13 protein-coding genes are annotated in these 14,536 nt (G+C 60.2%); 7 read left to right on the top strand and 6 right to left on the bottom strand.

Annotated features, from left to right (window positions below):
• Nucleotides 1–88: 88 nt before the first annotated feature.
• Nucleotides 89–1,408: an LLM class flavin-dependent oxidoreductase gene (locus tag H043_RS0106630; protein WP_027611198.1), complete on the bottom strand. Its 1,320-nt coding sequence runs from the start codon at nt 1,406–1,408 to the stop codon at nt 89–91.
• Nucleotide 1,409: 1 nt separating this feature from the next.
• Complete coding sequence (locus H043_RS0106625; RefSeq protein ID WP_027611197.1) at nt 1,410–3,635, bottom strand: TonB-dependent receptor; 2,226 nt, start codon at nt 3,633–3,635, stop codon at nt 1,410–1,412.
• Nucleotides 3,636–3,840: 205 nt separating this feature from the next.
• Here H043_RS0106625 and H043_RS0106620 point away from each other — a divergent pair, with 205 nt between their 5' ends.
• Nucleotides 3,841–4,878: a LacI family DNA-binding transcriptional regulator gene (locus H043_RS0106620; protein ID WP_027611196.1), complete on the top strand. Its 1,038-nt coding sequence runs from the start codon at nt 3,841–3,843 to the stop codon at nt 4,876–4,878.
• 35 nt (nt 4,879–4,913) lie between these two features.
• On the opposite strand, the gene H043_RS0106615 is transcribed toward H043_RS0106620, so the two are convergent.
• Both H043_RS0106615 and H043_RS0106610 read right to left on the bottom strand, forming a co-directional pair.
• On the bottom strand, nt 4,914–5,315 hold the full coding sequence (locus H043_RS0106615) for a type II toxin-antitoxin system HicB family antitoxin (RefSeq protein WP_003220616.1): 402 nt from the start codon (nt 5,313–5,315) through the stop codon (nt 4,914–4,916).
• A 59-nt stretch (nt 5,316–5,374) separates the two neighbouring features.
• On the bottom strand, nt 5,375–5,557 hold the full coding sequence (locus H043_RS0106610; RefSeq protein ID WP_027611194.1) for a type II toxin-antitoxin system HicA family toxin: 183 nt from the start codon (nt 5,555–5,557) through the stop codon (nt 5,375–5,377).
• Between the two features lie 396 nt (nt 5,558–5,953).
• Here H043_RS0106610 and H043_RS0106605 point away from each other — a divergent pair, with 396 nt between their 5' ends.
• Nucleotides 5,954–6,214 (top strand): hypothetical protein, encoded by a 261-nt coding sequence (locus H043_RS0106605; protein ID WP_025110994.1) that lies wholly within the window; start codon nt 5,954–5,956, stop codon nt 6,212–6,214.
• 24 nt (nt 6,215–6,238) lie between these two features.
• On the opposite strand, the gene betT is transcribed toward H043_RS0106605, so the two are convergent.
• Both betT and epsC read right to left on the bottom strand, forming a co-directional pair.
• Complete coding sequence (betT, locus tag H043_RS0106600) at nt 6,239–8,200, bottom strand: choline transporter BetT (protein WP_166496387.1); 1,962 nt, start codon at nt 8,198–8,200, stop codon at nt 6,239–6,241.
• A 402-nt stretch (nt 8,201–8,602) separates the two neighbouring features.
• Nucleotides 8,603–9,529: a serine O-acetyltransferase EpsC gene (gene epsC / locus H043_RS0106595; RefSeq protein WP_027611192.1), complete on the bottom strand. Its 927-nt coding sequence runs from the start codon at nt 9,527–9,529 to the stop codon at nt 8,603–8,605.
• Between the two features lie 190 nt (nt 9,530–9,719).
• On the opposite strand from epsC, the gene H043_RS0106590 reads away from it, so the two are divergent.
• The 5 genes from H043_RS0106590 (at nt 9,720) to H043_RS0106570 (ending at nt 14,499) form a co-directional block, all read left to right on the top strand.
• Nucleotides 9,720–10,718 (top strand): D-cysteine desulfhydrase, encoded by a 999-nt coding sequence (locus H043_RS0106590; RefSeq protein ID WP_027611191.1) that lies wholly within the window; start codon nt 9,720–9,722, stop codon nt 10,716–10,718.
• 332 nt (nt 10,719–11,050) lie between these two features.
• Nucleotides 11,051–11,851, top strand: coding sequence for a cystine ABC transporter substrate-binding protein (gene tcyJ, locus H043_RS0106585; protein ID WP_027611190.1), 801 nt, complete (start codon nt 11,051–11,053; stop codon nt 11,849–11,851).
• Entirely contained in the window at nt 11,851–12,516 is a 666-nt protein-coding gene (tcyL, locus tag H043_RS0106580) for a cystine ABC transporter permease (protein WP_003220607.1), read from the top strand. Before tcyJ ends, tcyL begins: the two co-directional genes overlap by 1 nt.
• A gap of 3 nt (nt 12,517–12,519) precedes the next feature.
• Nucleotides 12,520–13,269, top strand: coding sequence for an L-cystine ABC transporter ATP-binding protein TcyN (gene tcyN, locus H043_RS0106575; RefSeq protein WP_027611189.1), 750 nt, complete (start codon nt 12,520–12,522; stop codon nt 13,267–13,269).
• 465 nt (nt 13,270–13,734) lie between these two features.
• Complete coding sequence (locus tag H043_RS0106570) at nt 13,735–14,499, top strand: hypothetical protein (protein ID WP_027611188.1); 765 nt, start codon at nt 13,735–13,737, stop codon at nt 14,497–14,499.
• The last annotated feature ends 37 nt before the right edge of the window (nt 14,500–14,536 follow it).

The following is a 14,536-nucleotide window of genomic DNA, read 5'->3' as shown; positions in this document are numbered from 1 at the left end:
CCGTCCCAAAAAAAATCGCGAATTTGAATACAGATTTGGGGGTGGCTTTCGCCACCCATCGGGGATAAATCCCCTCACCACAGGGTGTTTACACAAATCTGTTTTGCGGTCGGGCAAGGCCCAGGTTTTCGCGCAAGGTCCGGCCCTCATACTCGGTTCTGAACAGCCCGCGCCGCTGCAGTTCCGGGACCACGCCATTAGCGAAGTCTTCGAGCCCGCCCGGCAGGTGCGGCACCAGCACGTTGAAGCCATCCGCCGCGCCCTGCTCGAACCACTCCTGCAAGCGGTCGGTGATCTGCGCCGGCGTACCCACCAGGCTGTAATGCCCGCGCCCACCGGCAATCTTGCGGCCCAATTCGGCGAGGGTCAGATTCTCCCGCCCTGCCAGTTCCGTCAGCAATTTCTGCCGGCTTTGCTGGCCGCTGTCGGTCAGTGGCAACTCCGGTAGCGGGCCGTCCAGCGGGTACGTCGACAAGTCGAAGTTGCCCAGCATACGCCCAAGCAACGCCACGCCAACCTCCGGTTCGACCAATTGCTGAAACGTTTCACATTTTTCCTGCGCTTCGGCTTCTGTCTGGCCGACGACGACAAACACCCCGGGCATGATTTTCAGCGAATCGGCACTGCGTCCGTACTTGGCCAGACGCCCCTTGAGGTCGGCGTAGAACGCCTGTGCGCCGGCCAGCGAAGTCTGCGCGGTGAACACCACCTCAGCGGTCTGCGCCGCCAATTCACGCCCGGTTTCAGACGAGCCTGCCTGCACGATCACCGGTTGTCCCTGCGGCGAGCGCGCCACGTTCAGCGGGCCTTTCACCCGAAAATGCTCGCCGACGTGATCCAGCACGTGCAGCTTCGACGGGTCGTAATACGCGCCACTGGCCTTGTCGCGGACAAAGGCATCGTCCTCCCAACTGTCCCACAGCCCGGTGACCACCTGATGAAACTCCCGGGCGCGGCTGTAGCGTTCGGCGTGGCCGATGTGCTCATCGCGACCGAAATTGAGCGCTTCGGCGGCGTTGTCAGAAGTCACCAGATTCCACCCCGCACGCCCGCCGGACAGATGATCGAGCGAGGCGAATTTGCGCGCCACGTGATACGGCTCGTTGTAGCTGGTGGTCGCCGTGGCGATCAGGCCGATGTGTTCGGTCACCGCGCTCAGGGCCGAGAGCAAGGTCAGCGGTTCGAAGTGATCCGAGCGCGCCATGCGGCTGGCGATGTCCTGAGTCGGCGCGGCAACACTGTCGGCGACGAACAACGTGTCGAATTTCGCTGCCTCGGCAATCTGCGCCAGACGCTTGTAGTGGGCGAAATCCAGACCGGCATTCGCCGGCACTTGCGGGTGCCGCCACGCGGCGACGTGGTGCCCGGTGGCCATGAGAAACGCGCCGAGTTTCAGCTGTCTGCTCATCTCAGAAATCCTTGCGCAGTTGCACGCCGAAGTAGCGCTCGTCATCCCGTGGCACGGCGCGGTAGATGTAGCTGCCGCCGCTGGCCAGCAACGGTGAGTAGGACTTGTCGGCGAGATTCTTGCCCAGCAGCGCCACGCGCCAGCCGTTGCTGTAATCGGCGAGCGCGACGCTGGCGTTCCAGATGCCGTAGGCACCCTGTTTGGTGTCGGCGTTCTGGCTAATGTCGTACTGCACCTCGCTCTGCCAGCTATAGTCGGTGCCGAGTTCGATATCTAGACCGTTTTCCAGCGGAATCGTGTAGTCGGCACGCACGTAGCTTTTCCAGTCGGGGCTGAACGGCAATGGCTTGCCATTGACGTTACAGGACGCTGCCGCACCGGCCGGGCAACTGAATTGGTCGATGCGCGCGCGGGTGTAGGCCAGCGCCCCGGAGAACTTCAGTTGCTGGGTCGCCTGCAAGGCGTAATCGAGTTCGACGCCTTCGGTGCTGACGCTGCCGGCGTTGATCAGACGCGTCACCACTTGCCCGGCAACGGTGTCGAAAAAGTTCGCCTGGTAGTTGTCGTAATCGCTGTGGAACACCGCGAGGTTGGTGGTCAGCCGGTTGTTCCAGCTGGTGGCCTTGATCCCCGCCTCCCAAGTGTTGGAGGTTTCCGGTTTCAGCGCTTCGGTGTCACGCGGCTGCATGTTGAAAAACACGTTGTAGGCCGGGCCTTTGTAGCCGCGCGAATAGGTCAGGTACGTAGTGACTGCATCACTGAGGTCGTACTGCACGCCGAGCCGACCGGACCAGCCGTCCTCGTCTACCGAACCGGAACTGCTGGTTGCAGGTTGAATACCACTGACCGTGGTCGCGGAGGTCGAGACGCGACGGTGATCGTATTCCAGATCGTCGTGGGTGTAGCGCAGGCCGGCGATGCCACGAAAGTCCGAGGTGAAGTTCAGCGTGGCTTCGCCGAACGCGGCGTAGCTGTCGCTGGTGGTGCTGTAATCGGCGACGCCACGGTCGGTGCGTGTGGTGGTGGTCAAGGTGCGCTGATAGGTCTCGTCGTCCTTGCCGTGCATGTAGAACAGGCCGCCAACGTATTCAAGGAACTCACCTTTCGGCGAGGCCAGGCGCAGTTCTTGCGAGTACTGGTCGAAGGCCAGCTCGCCTTTGTCGGCGGTGCCGGGGAACGCTGCAGTGATCGTGCTCAGCCGATCGCCATCCTGATACTGGGTGTTGTCCCAGCCGCGCCACGCGATGATCGAGGTCAGTGTGTAATCGCCCAGTTGCCAGTCGAGCTGGCCGGACAGGCCCTTGTTGGTGTCCTCGACATGGCTGCGGGTATCGGTGTTGATGTCGCGGTTGTGGTTGCTCGCATAGACCGGGCTCAGCGCGTTGGCGAAGGCCGGGGTCAACGACTTGCTGACGACGCCGTTGGGACCGTCGTCGTGGGACTGCATGTAGTCGGCGATCAGGGTGAAGGTGACGTCATCGTTCGGAGTGAATTCGAGTTTGCCGCGCACCCCGCGATGGTTGTAGCCGTTGACTTCCTGGCCGTTGTGCTTGTTATCGACGTTGCCGTCGTAAGTGCCGAACAGGGTGCTGATCGACCCCTTGAGCGTGTCCGGAATCAGGCTGCCGCCAATGCCGAAGCGGGTGCGGCTTTCATTGCCGCTGTAGTACGACTGGTCGATGTAACCGTGGGTCTCGTTGGTCGGCGCCTTGCTGGTGATGTTGAGCACACCAGCCGAGGCGTTCTTGCCGAACAGCGTGCCCTGCGGGCCGCGCAGCACTTCGACGCGCTCCAGATCCAGCAAGTCGAGAGTGGATTGGCCGGGACGCGCATAGACCACGCCATCGATCACCGTGGCCACTGTTGGCTCGACGCCGGGCGAGGTGGAAATCGTGCCGACGCCTCGCACAAACAACGAGGTGTCCTTGTTCGACGCACCGGTACGGAAATTCAGCGACGGCACTTGCTGGACGATGCTCGCCACGCCGTTGCGGTTGTCGCGTTCCAGTTGTTCGCCGTCGATCACCGAGACTGCCACCGGCACCTTCTGCAGCGACTCTTCACGGCGGGTGGCGGTGACCGTGACGGACTTGAGGGTCGGCTCTTGTTCGCTGCTGTCGGCGGCGAAAGCCGTGGGCAGCGGCAACGCCGCCAGCCCGGTAAAGATCCAGCCAGCGGCGCGAATCGACTGCGCCAGTTTGTGTGTCGCCCCAGGAATGTTGTGCATGATTGCCCGCTCGAAATTGGCCCTGAACCGCTGCCGTTCTGCGACGACAGCGCCTGAATCGGTGTCTTGGGCATTCGCTCGAGCGAGTAGCAGACAATGCGCTTTGTTAGCGCTAACATCGCCAGTATTGGCAACCTCGGCATAGAGCGTCCAATACTGAAAAATTACTTTTATATGCGTTTTGGTTTTTAAGAAGGATCGAGCCTTGACCCAGGAAAAGCCCCGCAAACGCCGTGGCGCCGGACGCGTGACCCTCAATACGGTAGCGCGCGAGGCCGGGGTGTCGGCGATTACCGTGTCGCGCTATTTCAATCAGCCGGAAACCGTCTCGCCGGAGCGCCGCGAGCGCATTGCAGCAGTAGTTGCCGAGCTGGGTTATGTGCCGAATCTGGTGGCCGGCGGCCTGGCCTCGGCGCGAGGGAAAATCGTCGGCATGGTGATTCCGAACATCTCGGGGCCGATCTTTGCCAACACCATTCAGGGTTTCAGCGACACCCTCAGCCGCCACGGTTATCAATTGCTGCTGGCGTCGAGTTACTTCAGTACCGAACAGGAAGAAAACGCCGTGCGCGCATTTCTTGGCTGGTCGCCAGCGGCGCTGGTGCTGACCAGCCATTTCCATAGTGCGGGCACGGAAAAGATGATCGCCGAAGCGGAGGTTCCGGTGATCGAAACCTGGGATTACCAGCCGGATCGCGAGCCGATGCAGATCGGCTTTTCGCACTATGAAGTCGGCGTGACCGCTGCGCGTTATCTGCACGACAAAGGCTATCGCCGTATCGCCTTTGTGCAGAACAGCGCCCCTGGTGACCTCAGTGCCCTCGAACGTCGCGACGGTTACGCCGCCACCGTGCGCGAGTTCGGACTGCAACCGTGGGTGTTCGCCCCGGACGCCGACCGCGCGCCGTTCGAAGCCGGCAAGCAAGCGATGGAAGCGCTGATGAACGCCTCCCCGCGCCCCGACGCGATCATCTTCGCCAACGACAACCTCGCCGCCGGCGGCTTGCTCGCCGGGCAACGCGCAGGCATCAAGATCCCCGAAGACTGCGCCGTGCTCGGCTTCGGCGATTACCCGTTCGCCGAGATGCTGTTGCCGAGCCTGAGCACGATCAAGCCACCGGCACTGGAGATTGGCGTACTGGCGGCAACGCGGGTATTGGAAAGCCTTGGGGTGTTGCCGAGCGATGATGTGCAGCGGCTGAATCTGTTGCAGTGCAACGTGATCGAGCGAGAGAGCACCTGACATACATGCCTGCGGCAGCCCCTACAGGTTGTTCGTCATGCCGACAATTCGCGTAACGCAGCTGCGGCCAGAAATCCGGAGCGGGAACTGTAGCGTTGATCACGCCGGACTGTTTGATCAATACGCTCCAGCAGTTGCTCGGGCAGCGTGGCGTTGAAGCGTACCGACTTGCCGAAATAGGGCGTGATATCAAAGTCGACAACACCCCAGATTCCACCCGCGTAATCCGGGTTGTCGAGATGTGCATCAATATCCTGAACTCGAGGCAACGGTGCACCATCAGCCACCAGCCCCTCATAGTGCAGGGCCAGAGCCTCCTGAGTGTTTTCAAAAGCTTCGGCTACCGTGCTCCCTGCGGAGAAGCACCCCGGTACATCCGGGACAATCACTCCGTAGTCCGAGTCGGCATCCTTGTGCAAAACGACCGGGAATTTCATAAACGTGAATCCTTCCTCTGACGTGTCCATAAAAGGACTTTCACTTCCAATAACGGGCTTCATTTCAACCCCGCCTGTTTCAAAATGCTGTTGATCGTCCCTTTGGGAAGGTCTGAATCCGGATGCTTGATCGTCACCCGACCCGGCTTGCGCGGATGCTTGTACTGATGGTGACTACCCTTCACTGCAACCAGATACCAACCATCCTCCTCGATCATCCTGATCATTTCCCGACTACGCATTTCCTTCGCCCTTTTCGACAGCAAGAGCTGGTCACTTTAGGGCGTAAGCAACCGATTTATACACACGATACACACTCTGAGAAATATTAGCTGGGTGAACAAACGCTCGGTAATTGGTTCGACCAACGGCAGGCGCGAGCCAGCGAGAAAGGGCCTTGCTGTCCAGATACATTTGAATGCGTCGCGAAATGTGTCTGATCGAGGATGGTTGGCTTGTATTGATGCGGGCTGACTTGGCTATGCTCTTAATGACACCGAGGTGGCTCCTTCGCGGGCAAGCCCGCTCCCACAGGATTTTGGTTGTACACAGAATCTGTGAATGAGCGAGATCATTGTGGGAGCGGGCTTGCCCGCGAAGGCGTCCGATCAAGCACCGCATAACCCGCAGGCACGCCTATGCACACCGCAATCATCATCTTCTTCGGTCTGGTCCTGCTCGCCCTGATGCTCTACATCGGCGAGCGCATTGGCTTCAGCCGGCAGACCCTGGCCTACAGCTTCGCCGCGCTGTGGCTGGCGTTGACGGTGATCAATGGTGCGGTGGGGGTGGTGCATGCCGGGCAGCCGCTGGGTTCGGAGATCGCGGTGGGCAGTGCGGTGTTCGGGGTGCCGATGGCGGCGATGGTGTTGTTCATGGTGCTGAGCGCCGAGTCGTGAAACGTCCCGGCGCTCAGTTGCCGATCAACGCACCAGATGCAGGAACTGCATGTGGCGTTCGTACTGGTCGAGGATGTCGTTGATGATCTGCTCCTTGGTGTAGCCGACCAGATCGTAGTCCTGACTGCCCTCGCTCAAGTGCACTTCAGCGCGGTAGTAGCGGCGGTTGTTGAGTTGCTTGGACCCCATGCCACCCCGGGCGAACGACGGCGTGAAGTAGCCGCGCATCTGCACTTGGTAGATGAACGGATGCTGTTCACCGTGACCGATTTCCAGGCTGATGTTGTCGTGTGCCGGGTCCGGCTGGGTGACCACGTTCAGGCCCTTCTCGACGAACACCGCCGTCACTTCTTCGATGGCCGGGCGCACCGTGGTGTCCATGAAGCGGTACACCTCGTCGCGTGACGGGAAGTGCACCGCCTGACTCAGGCGCTGGCGCCAGCCGCCCGTGCCACGCCGCGAACCGGAGACCGGTGCCAGCGAATGCAACTGCGCGATCTGCTTCTGCGACTCCAGATAGAACGCCTTGTGCAGGCCCCACATCATCAGCAGCAAAATCATCGAGAACGGCAACGAGGTCAGCACTACCGCCGATTTCAGCGCATCGATGCTGCCGGAGAACAGCAACGCGCTGGTGATCAACGCGGTCATCGCGCCCCAGAACACTCGCAGCCATTTCGGCCCGTCTTCGTCCGGGTTGCCGCCTTTGGCCGACAACGTCGACAGCACCACGGTGCCGGAGTCGGCGGAAGTGACGAAAAACACGAAGCTGATGAACACCGTCACCGCGATGACAGTCTTGCTCCACGGGTAGGTTTCCAGTAGCAGATAAAGGCTCATCGACGGATTGTCGAGGGCCGACATGCCCAGCGCCGACATGCCGTGATTGAGCACCTGATCGATCGCACTGTTGCCGAAAATCGACATCCACGCCAGGGTGAAACCGAGCGGAATCAGCAGCACGCCGAAGACGAATTCGCGGATGGTGCGGCCACGGGAAATCCGCGCGATGAACAGGCCCACGAACGGCGACCATGCGATCCACCAGGCCCAGTAGAACACCGTCCAGCCGCCGAGCCAGTCGCTTGGTTTGTCGTAGGCGTAGAGGTCGAAACTCTTCATCGGCAACGCGCCGAGGTAATCGCCGAGGTTCTGGATCAGCGTGTTGAGCAGGTGCTGGGTGGGGCCTGCGAACAACACGAACAGCAGCAGCGCACAGGCCAGCAGCATGTTGATGTCGGACATCACCCGCACGCCCTTGTCCACACCCGACACGGCGACAATGATCGCCGCGCCCATCATCAGCGTGATCAGGCCGACCTGAATCCATTGGGTGTGGGCGATGCCGAACAGGTAGTCCAGACCGGAGTTGAGGTGCAATACGCCGAAGCCCATGTCGGCGCCCAGACCGAACACCGTGGCGATGATGCCGAAGCCGTCCACCGCATAACCGATAGGGCCGTTGATGCGCTTGCCGATCAGCGGGTACAGCGCCGAACGCAAGGCCAGCGGCAGGTTATGCCGGTAGGCGAAATAGGCCAGCGCCATGCCGACGAAGGCGAACACGCCCCAGCCGTGCAGGCCCCAGTGCAGAAACAGAATCTGCATCGCCTGCCGCGCCGCATCGGCGGTGCCGGCCTCGCCTTGCGGCGGTTGGGCCAGGTGCGTCAGTGGCTCGGATACGCAAAAGAAAAACAGCGTGATGCTGATCCCGGCGGCAAACAGCATGCCGGCCCAGGACAGGTAACTGAACTCGGGTTCGTCGTGGTCGGCACCGAGTTTGATCTTGCCGTAGCCCGATAACGCGGTGACCACCACGAAGACCAGATACAGCGTCATCGCGAGCATGTAGTACCAGCCGACCGTGTTGGCCGCCCAGTTTTGCGCAGCCAGCAACCAGGCTCCGGCCTGCTCCGGCATGGCGATGACAACCAGACCAAACAGCAGAATCACCGTCGCGGCGAAGTAGAACACCGGCGGATTCATGCGCACCAAGCCGCTGGTGGGAGTAGACGATGCACTCATGAAACGTGCACCTCGAGGGGTTGAAACGTGGCTGAAATGATCGGACTCAGCAAAGGCAAGCCTCCTGTTGTGAGCGGGCAGCGAACCACCGGTTTAACTTGAATGAACGTTCAAGTTAAACATGGATAGGGTGGTAAGGACTAATCGCAGGGCCAGGCGGTAGTTTTCCTACAGTAGCCCAAGGAGGGGTATGACGCGGGTTTGAGGGGATTCGTTCAATGGAGAATTGGCTGAATGCCATTATCTCGATCTGACCCAAAAAACCATTCGCGAGCAGGCTCGCTCCCACATTTGAAACGCATTCCAGTGTGGGAGCGAGCCTGCTCGCGAAGAGGCCTGACGCGGCAACGCAGATTCAGGAACTTACTTCTGCGTCCCGTCATCATGCTGCAGATTGGCCTGAGTCAGGTTGCTCCCTGCCGGCACGCTGCGCGTCAGCCACACATTACCGCCGATGGTCGACCCCTGGCCGATAGTGATCCGTCCCAGAATCGTCGCGCCGGCATAAATCACCACGTCGTCCTCGACAATCGGATGGCGTGGATGGCCCTTCTGCAACTGCCCGTCTTCATCCGCCGGGAAGCGCTTGGCGCCCAGAGTCACGGCCTGATAGATCCGCACACGCTCGCCGATGATCGCGGTCTCGCCGATCACCACACCCGTACCGTGGTCGATGAAGAAACTGCGGCCGATCTGCGCGCCCGGGTGGATATCGATACCGGTGGCCGAATGCGCAATCTCCGAACTGATCCGCGCGAGTAACGGCAGCCCGGCGCGATACAAATGGTGCGCCAGACGATGGTGAATCACCGCCAGAATCCCCGGATAGCACAGCAACACTTCATCGACGCTGCGCGCCGCCGGATCGCCGTGATAGGCGGCCAGAACGTCGGTATCGAGCAGGCTGCGCAGGCCCGGCAAGGCCAGGGCGAAATCCTGAATGATACGGATCGCCTGAGCTTCGACGTCGGCATCGCCTTGAGCGCTGTGCCGCGCGACATAACGCAACTCCAGCCGCGCCTGCGCCAGCAAGGCATTCAATGAGGTATCGAGGGTGTGGCCGACATAGAAGTCCTCACTTTCCTCACGCAGATCCACCGGCCCCAGCCGCATCGGGAACAACGCACCACACAGCGCCTCGAGAATCTCGGCCATCGCGGCGCGAGACGGTAACTCACGGCCACCCTGCTCGCCGCTGGCCCGGCCATTCTGGGTACGCCACTGATCCCGCGCGGTACGCAGTTGGCTGACGATGGTCTGCAATTGCCAATGGCTGGAACGCTCGCTCACGGTAAAGACTCCTCACGGGCGGCCGGACGGTCTGGCCGCGTCAACGGCGACTACTTTACGGCATGCCCGCGAGTGCGAATTAAGAACTGATAGTGCTGGCCTAAGCACATTTGGCTATAAGCAATTCACGGTTGCCCCGCTAAAACGGCCTGCCTATAGTCCTGTCATCTTCCTCCGCCAGTACGGGCTCATGATCAAACAACAGCTGGATCGCTTTAACCGTCTCGACCTGCTCGGCCAACCCACGCCACTGGAAAAACTCGAACGCCTGTCCGCCTGGCTGGGCCGCGATGTGTACATCAAACGCGATGACCTGACGCCGCTGGCCATGGGCGGCAACAAGCTGCGCAAACTCGAATACCTCGCCGCCGACGCCCTCGCCCAGGGCGCCGACACGCTGATCACCGCCGGCGCCCTGCAATCGAACCACGTGCGCCAGACCGCCGCGCTGGCGGCCAAACTCGGCCTGGGTTGCGTGGCGTTGCTGGAAAATCCGCTCGGCACCGACGACAGCAACTACACCGGCAACGGCAACCGCCTGCTGCTCGATCTGTTCGACACCAAGGTCGAGTTGGTGGACAACCTCGATAACGCCGACGAACAACTCGCCGCACTCGCTGTGCGCCTGCGCAGCAATGGCAAAAAACCGTATCTGGTGCCGATCGGTGGCTCGAATGCCCTCGGTGCATTGGGCTACGTACGTGCCGGTCTGGAACTGGCGGAACAGATCAAGGACACCGGCCTGAATTTCGCCGCCGTGGTGCTGGCCTCGGGCAGCGCCGGGACCCACAGCGGTCTGGCATTGGCCTTGAGCGAAGCACTGCCGAAATTGCCAGTGATCGGCGTAACGGTATCGCGCAGTGAAGAAGACCAACGCCCGAAAGTGCAGGGTCTGGCCGAACGCACGGCGGACCTGCTGGGCGTGAAATTGCCCGAGAACTTCAAGGTCGAGTTGTGGGACGAATACTTCGGCCCGCGTTACGGCGAACCCAATGCCGGGACACTGGCGGCGGTGAAACTGTTGGCCAGTCAGGACGCGGTGCTGCTCGACCCGGTATACACCGGCAAGGCCATGGCCGGGTTGCTCGACGGGATCGGCCGCCAGCGTTTCGACGAGGGCCCGATCATCTTCCTGCATACCGGTGGGGCGCCGGCGTTGTTTGCCTACAAGGATTCGCTGACAAGCTGATCCTCCCAGCTGCAAGAATTTCTGTGGTGAGGGGATTTATCCCCGTTGGACTGCGCAGCAGTCCCCTGCTCTTCAAGTCAGAAGAGAGGGCCGCTTCGCGCCCCATCGGGGATAAATCCCCTCGCCACAATTGATCACATATATTCGAAACTGGAATAACAGAAAGATCATTAAGTATTTTCAAGTCTAAAGCAGACATCTTATAGTCTCGCCGCAGGCGAATTTCGGGCAAGACGCATAAGCTGCTTTAGGGCACGATAACGCAGTCGTTCAATTCCCGGATTCGCCAACCTTCCTTAAGCGTCTTCCATAAGAAAACACAGGGGCTTGTCATGAATTTTTCCGCACTACGTCGCAATCTGCTGGTAGGTTCGCTGGGCCTTGCACTGAGCGCCGGCCTGATCGGCCAGGCAACCGCCGGTGAGCAGCTGCAACAGATCAAGGACAAAGGCGTTATCAACGTCGGCCTGGAAGGCACTTATCCACCGTTCAGCTTCGTTGACGAGAACGGCAAACTGTCCGGTTTCGAAGTCGAACTCTCCGAAGCCCTGGCGCAGAAACTCGGCGTCAAAGCCAAGATTCAGCCAACCAAGTGGGACGGTATCCTCGCTGCACTGGAATCCAAACGTCTCGACGTCGTGGTCAACCAAGTGACCATCTCCGACGAACGCAAGAAGAAGTATGACTTCTCCGAGCCGTACACCGTTTCCGGGATTCAGGCGCTGGTGCTGAAGGACAAGGAAGCCAAGTTGAACATCAAGACTGCCGCCGACCTGTCCGGCAAGAAAGTCGGTGTCGGCCTGGGCACCAACTACGAACAGTGGGTCCGCGCCAACGTGCCGGGCGCTGACGTGCGTACCTACGACGATGATCCGACCAAGTTCGCCGACCTGAACAACGGTCGCACCGACGCCATCCTGATCGACCGTCTGGCTGCACTTGAATACGCCAAGAAAGCCCCGAAAACCGTGGCTGCCGGTGAAGCGTTCTCCCGTCAGGAATCCGGTATCGCCCTGCGCAAAGGCGAGCCTGAGCTGCTGGCTGCGGTGAACAAGGCTCTCGACGAACTGCGTGCCGACGGTACCCTTGAGAAGCTGTCGAAGAAATACTTCAACGCTGACGTCACCAAATAATGGAAGAAGCTTTCCAACTCGCACTGGACTCCGCGCCCTTTCTGCTCAAGGGCGCGTATTACACGGTCATCCTCAGTCTGGGCGGCATGTTCTTCGGCTTGCTGCTGGGCTTCGGCCTGGCCTTGATGCGCCTGTCGCGCTTCAAACTGGTGAGCTGGATTGCCCGCATCTACGTGTCGTTCTTTCGCGGCACGCCGTTGCTGGTGCAACTGTTCGTGATCTATTACGGCTTGCCGCAATTGGGTCTGGAACTGGATCCACTGCCAGCGGCGCTGATCGGCTTCTCGCTGAACATGGCTGCCTACGCCTGTGAAATCCTCCGTGCGGCAATCGGTTCGATCGAGCGCGGCCAGTGGGAAGCCGCCGCAAGCATCGGCATGACCCGCGCGCAAACCTTGCGCCGGGCCATTCTGCCGCAGGCCATGCGCACGGCACTGCCGCCGCTGGGCAACAGCTTCATTTCGCTGGTCAAGGACACGGCACTGGCCGCCACCATTCAGGTGCCGGAACTGTTCCGTCAGGCGCAACTGATTACCGCCCGGACTTTCGAAGTCTTCACCATGTATCTTGCCGCCGCGCTGATCTACTGGATTCTGGCCACGGTGCTGTCGCACCTGCAGAACAAGCTGGAAGAGCGGGCCAATCGGCATGACCAGGAGTCCTGACCCATGATTGTCGTGGAAAAACTGACAAAGCAGTTCAAGGGTCAAGAGGTGCTCAAAGGCATCGATCTTGAGGTGAAGGAAGGCGAGGTCGTGGCCATCATCGGCCCCAGCGGTTCGGGTAAAACCACGTTCCTGCGCTGCCTGAACTTCCTTGAGGAGCCCACCAGCGGCCGGGTCAAGGTCGGCGATATCGAGATTGATACCCGCCGCCCGCTGAGCCAGCAGCAGAGTCTGGTGCGCAACCTGCGCCAGCACGTGGGTTTCGTGTTCCAGAACTTCAACCTGTTCCCCCACCGCACCGCACTGGAAAACGTCATCGAAGGGCCGATCGTGGTCAAGAAGATGCCGCGCGAGCAAGCCGTTGCCCTGGGCATGAAGCTGCTGGCCAAGGTCGGTCTGGCCGGCAAGGAAGATGCGTATCCGCGTCGTCTGTCCGGCGGTCAGCAACAGCGCGTGGCGATTGCCCGGGCGCTGGCGATGGAGCCGGAAGTGATCCTGTTCGACGAGCCGACTTCGGCCCTCGACCCGGAACTGGTGGGCGAAGTACTGGCGACCATTCGCGGTCTCGCTGAAGAAAAACGCACCATGGTCATCGTCACCCACGAAATGGGTTTCGCCCGCGACGTGGCCAACCGTGTGGTGTTTTTCGACAAGGGCGTGATCGTCGAGCAAGGCGAAGCCAAGGCGTTGTTTGCCAACCCGAAAGAAGAACGCACCAGACAGTTTCTCAGCAAGTTCCTGAATCACGCCTGAGATACTTATTCTCTTGAGTCATCAACTTCCATGGACGGAAGTTTTACTTACCGCGCCTGAAAACTTCCAAATCCCTCCAGCTTAAACCTGTCAAAACAATACATATATGTTCTGCAACAGATACAAGTAATCTGCGGCGCGCTTTCGTGCCTGTGAAATGATCTAAATCGACCGGCACAAAAATCGCGAAACTCGCGAAAAACCGTAGTTCCATTCGCCATCACCGCTAGGCAGGATGCCTCATCAGCGTAGGACGCTTCTGATTAATCGGTAATTCACAGATTAACTAAGGCACTCTATTGACACTCTTTCCGGCACGCTCTTATCTAGTCGCCAACCGGCACCCATTAGTTGAATCAACGCTTACTCAGCCCGAACAAAGTTCACGGTTGTATTACCGATTCATCACGCCTTTTGTTGTTTCAAGAAACGGACTTCGCCGCAAGACTTCAAGGAGAGAACCCGATGACCCGCACTTCGCACGCCCCCGAACTGGCAGCGCCGAATCTGGCGTCCGCATCCAAAAACGCCATCAATCTGGCCGCTGCCGCGCATTTGCTGATCGATGTCCTGCCCTACCCCGGCATGGACGCCGGTGATCTGATCGAACTGTTCTGGAACAACTGCTACGTCGCCTCGCGAGTCTTGACCAGCGAAGACGTCGGCGCCTCGATCAGCCTGCGGGTGCCGGAAAGCTTTATCGCCAGTGGCACCGCACGGATTCACTATCGAGTGATGCAGATCGGTCAGGGACCGGCGTTGTCGGCGGCCACGCGGGTGCAGGTCAAGCTCGACTGCCCTGGCGGCCAGCCTTCGCCACTCTGCGGTGACGAGAATCAGCAACTGGCACCCGTCTCGCTGCCCGACACCATTCGCCGCCAGGGCGTGAACCCCAGTCAGATCAAACGCGGTGTGCCACTGACCATCGAACCCTACCTGAACATGGCCGAGGACGACGCCATTACCTTGCGCTGGGGCGACGTGCGTATGGACCTGGCCCGGATCACCGCTGCCGATGTCGGCCTGCCGATTCAGGTCTGGGTGCCACCGGCAGTGATCGTCGAGGGGGGTGAGGATCTGCGTCTGGACGTGACCTACTGCGTCATCGACTGGGTGGGCAACAACTCACGCTGGGCGCCGCCCCGGACGCTGAAGATCGGTTGCGTGAATCCTTATCTGAAGGTGCCGCTGCGCCAAGCGCTGAAGGCTGCTGAATCGACCAAGGATTGATGCCGCATTCCTGTGCTCATGGGGCTTTGTAGTGAGG

The organism is Pseudomonas sp. URIL14HWK12:I6 (genome assembly GCF_000514195.1).
Taxonomy (GTDB): Bacteria; Pseudomonadota; Gammaproteobacteria; order Pseudomonadales; family Pseudomonadaceae; genus Aquipseudomonas; species Aquipseudomonas putida_A.
This window is presented reverse-complemented; position numbering and strand designations above follow the sequence as displayed.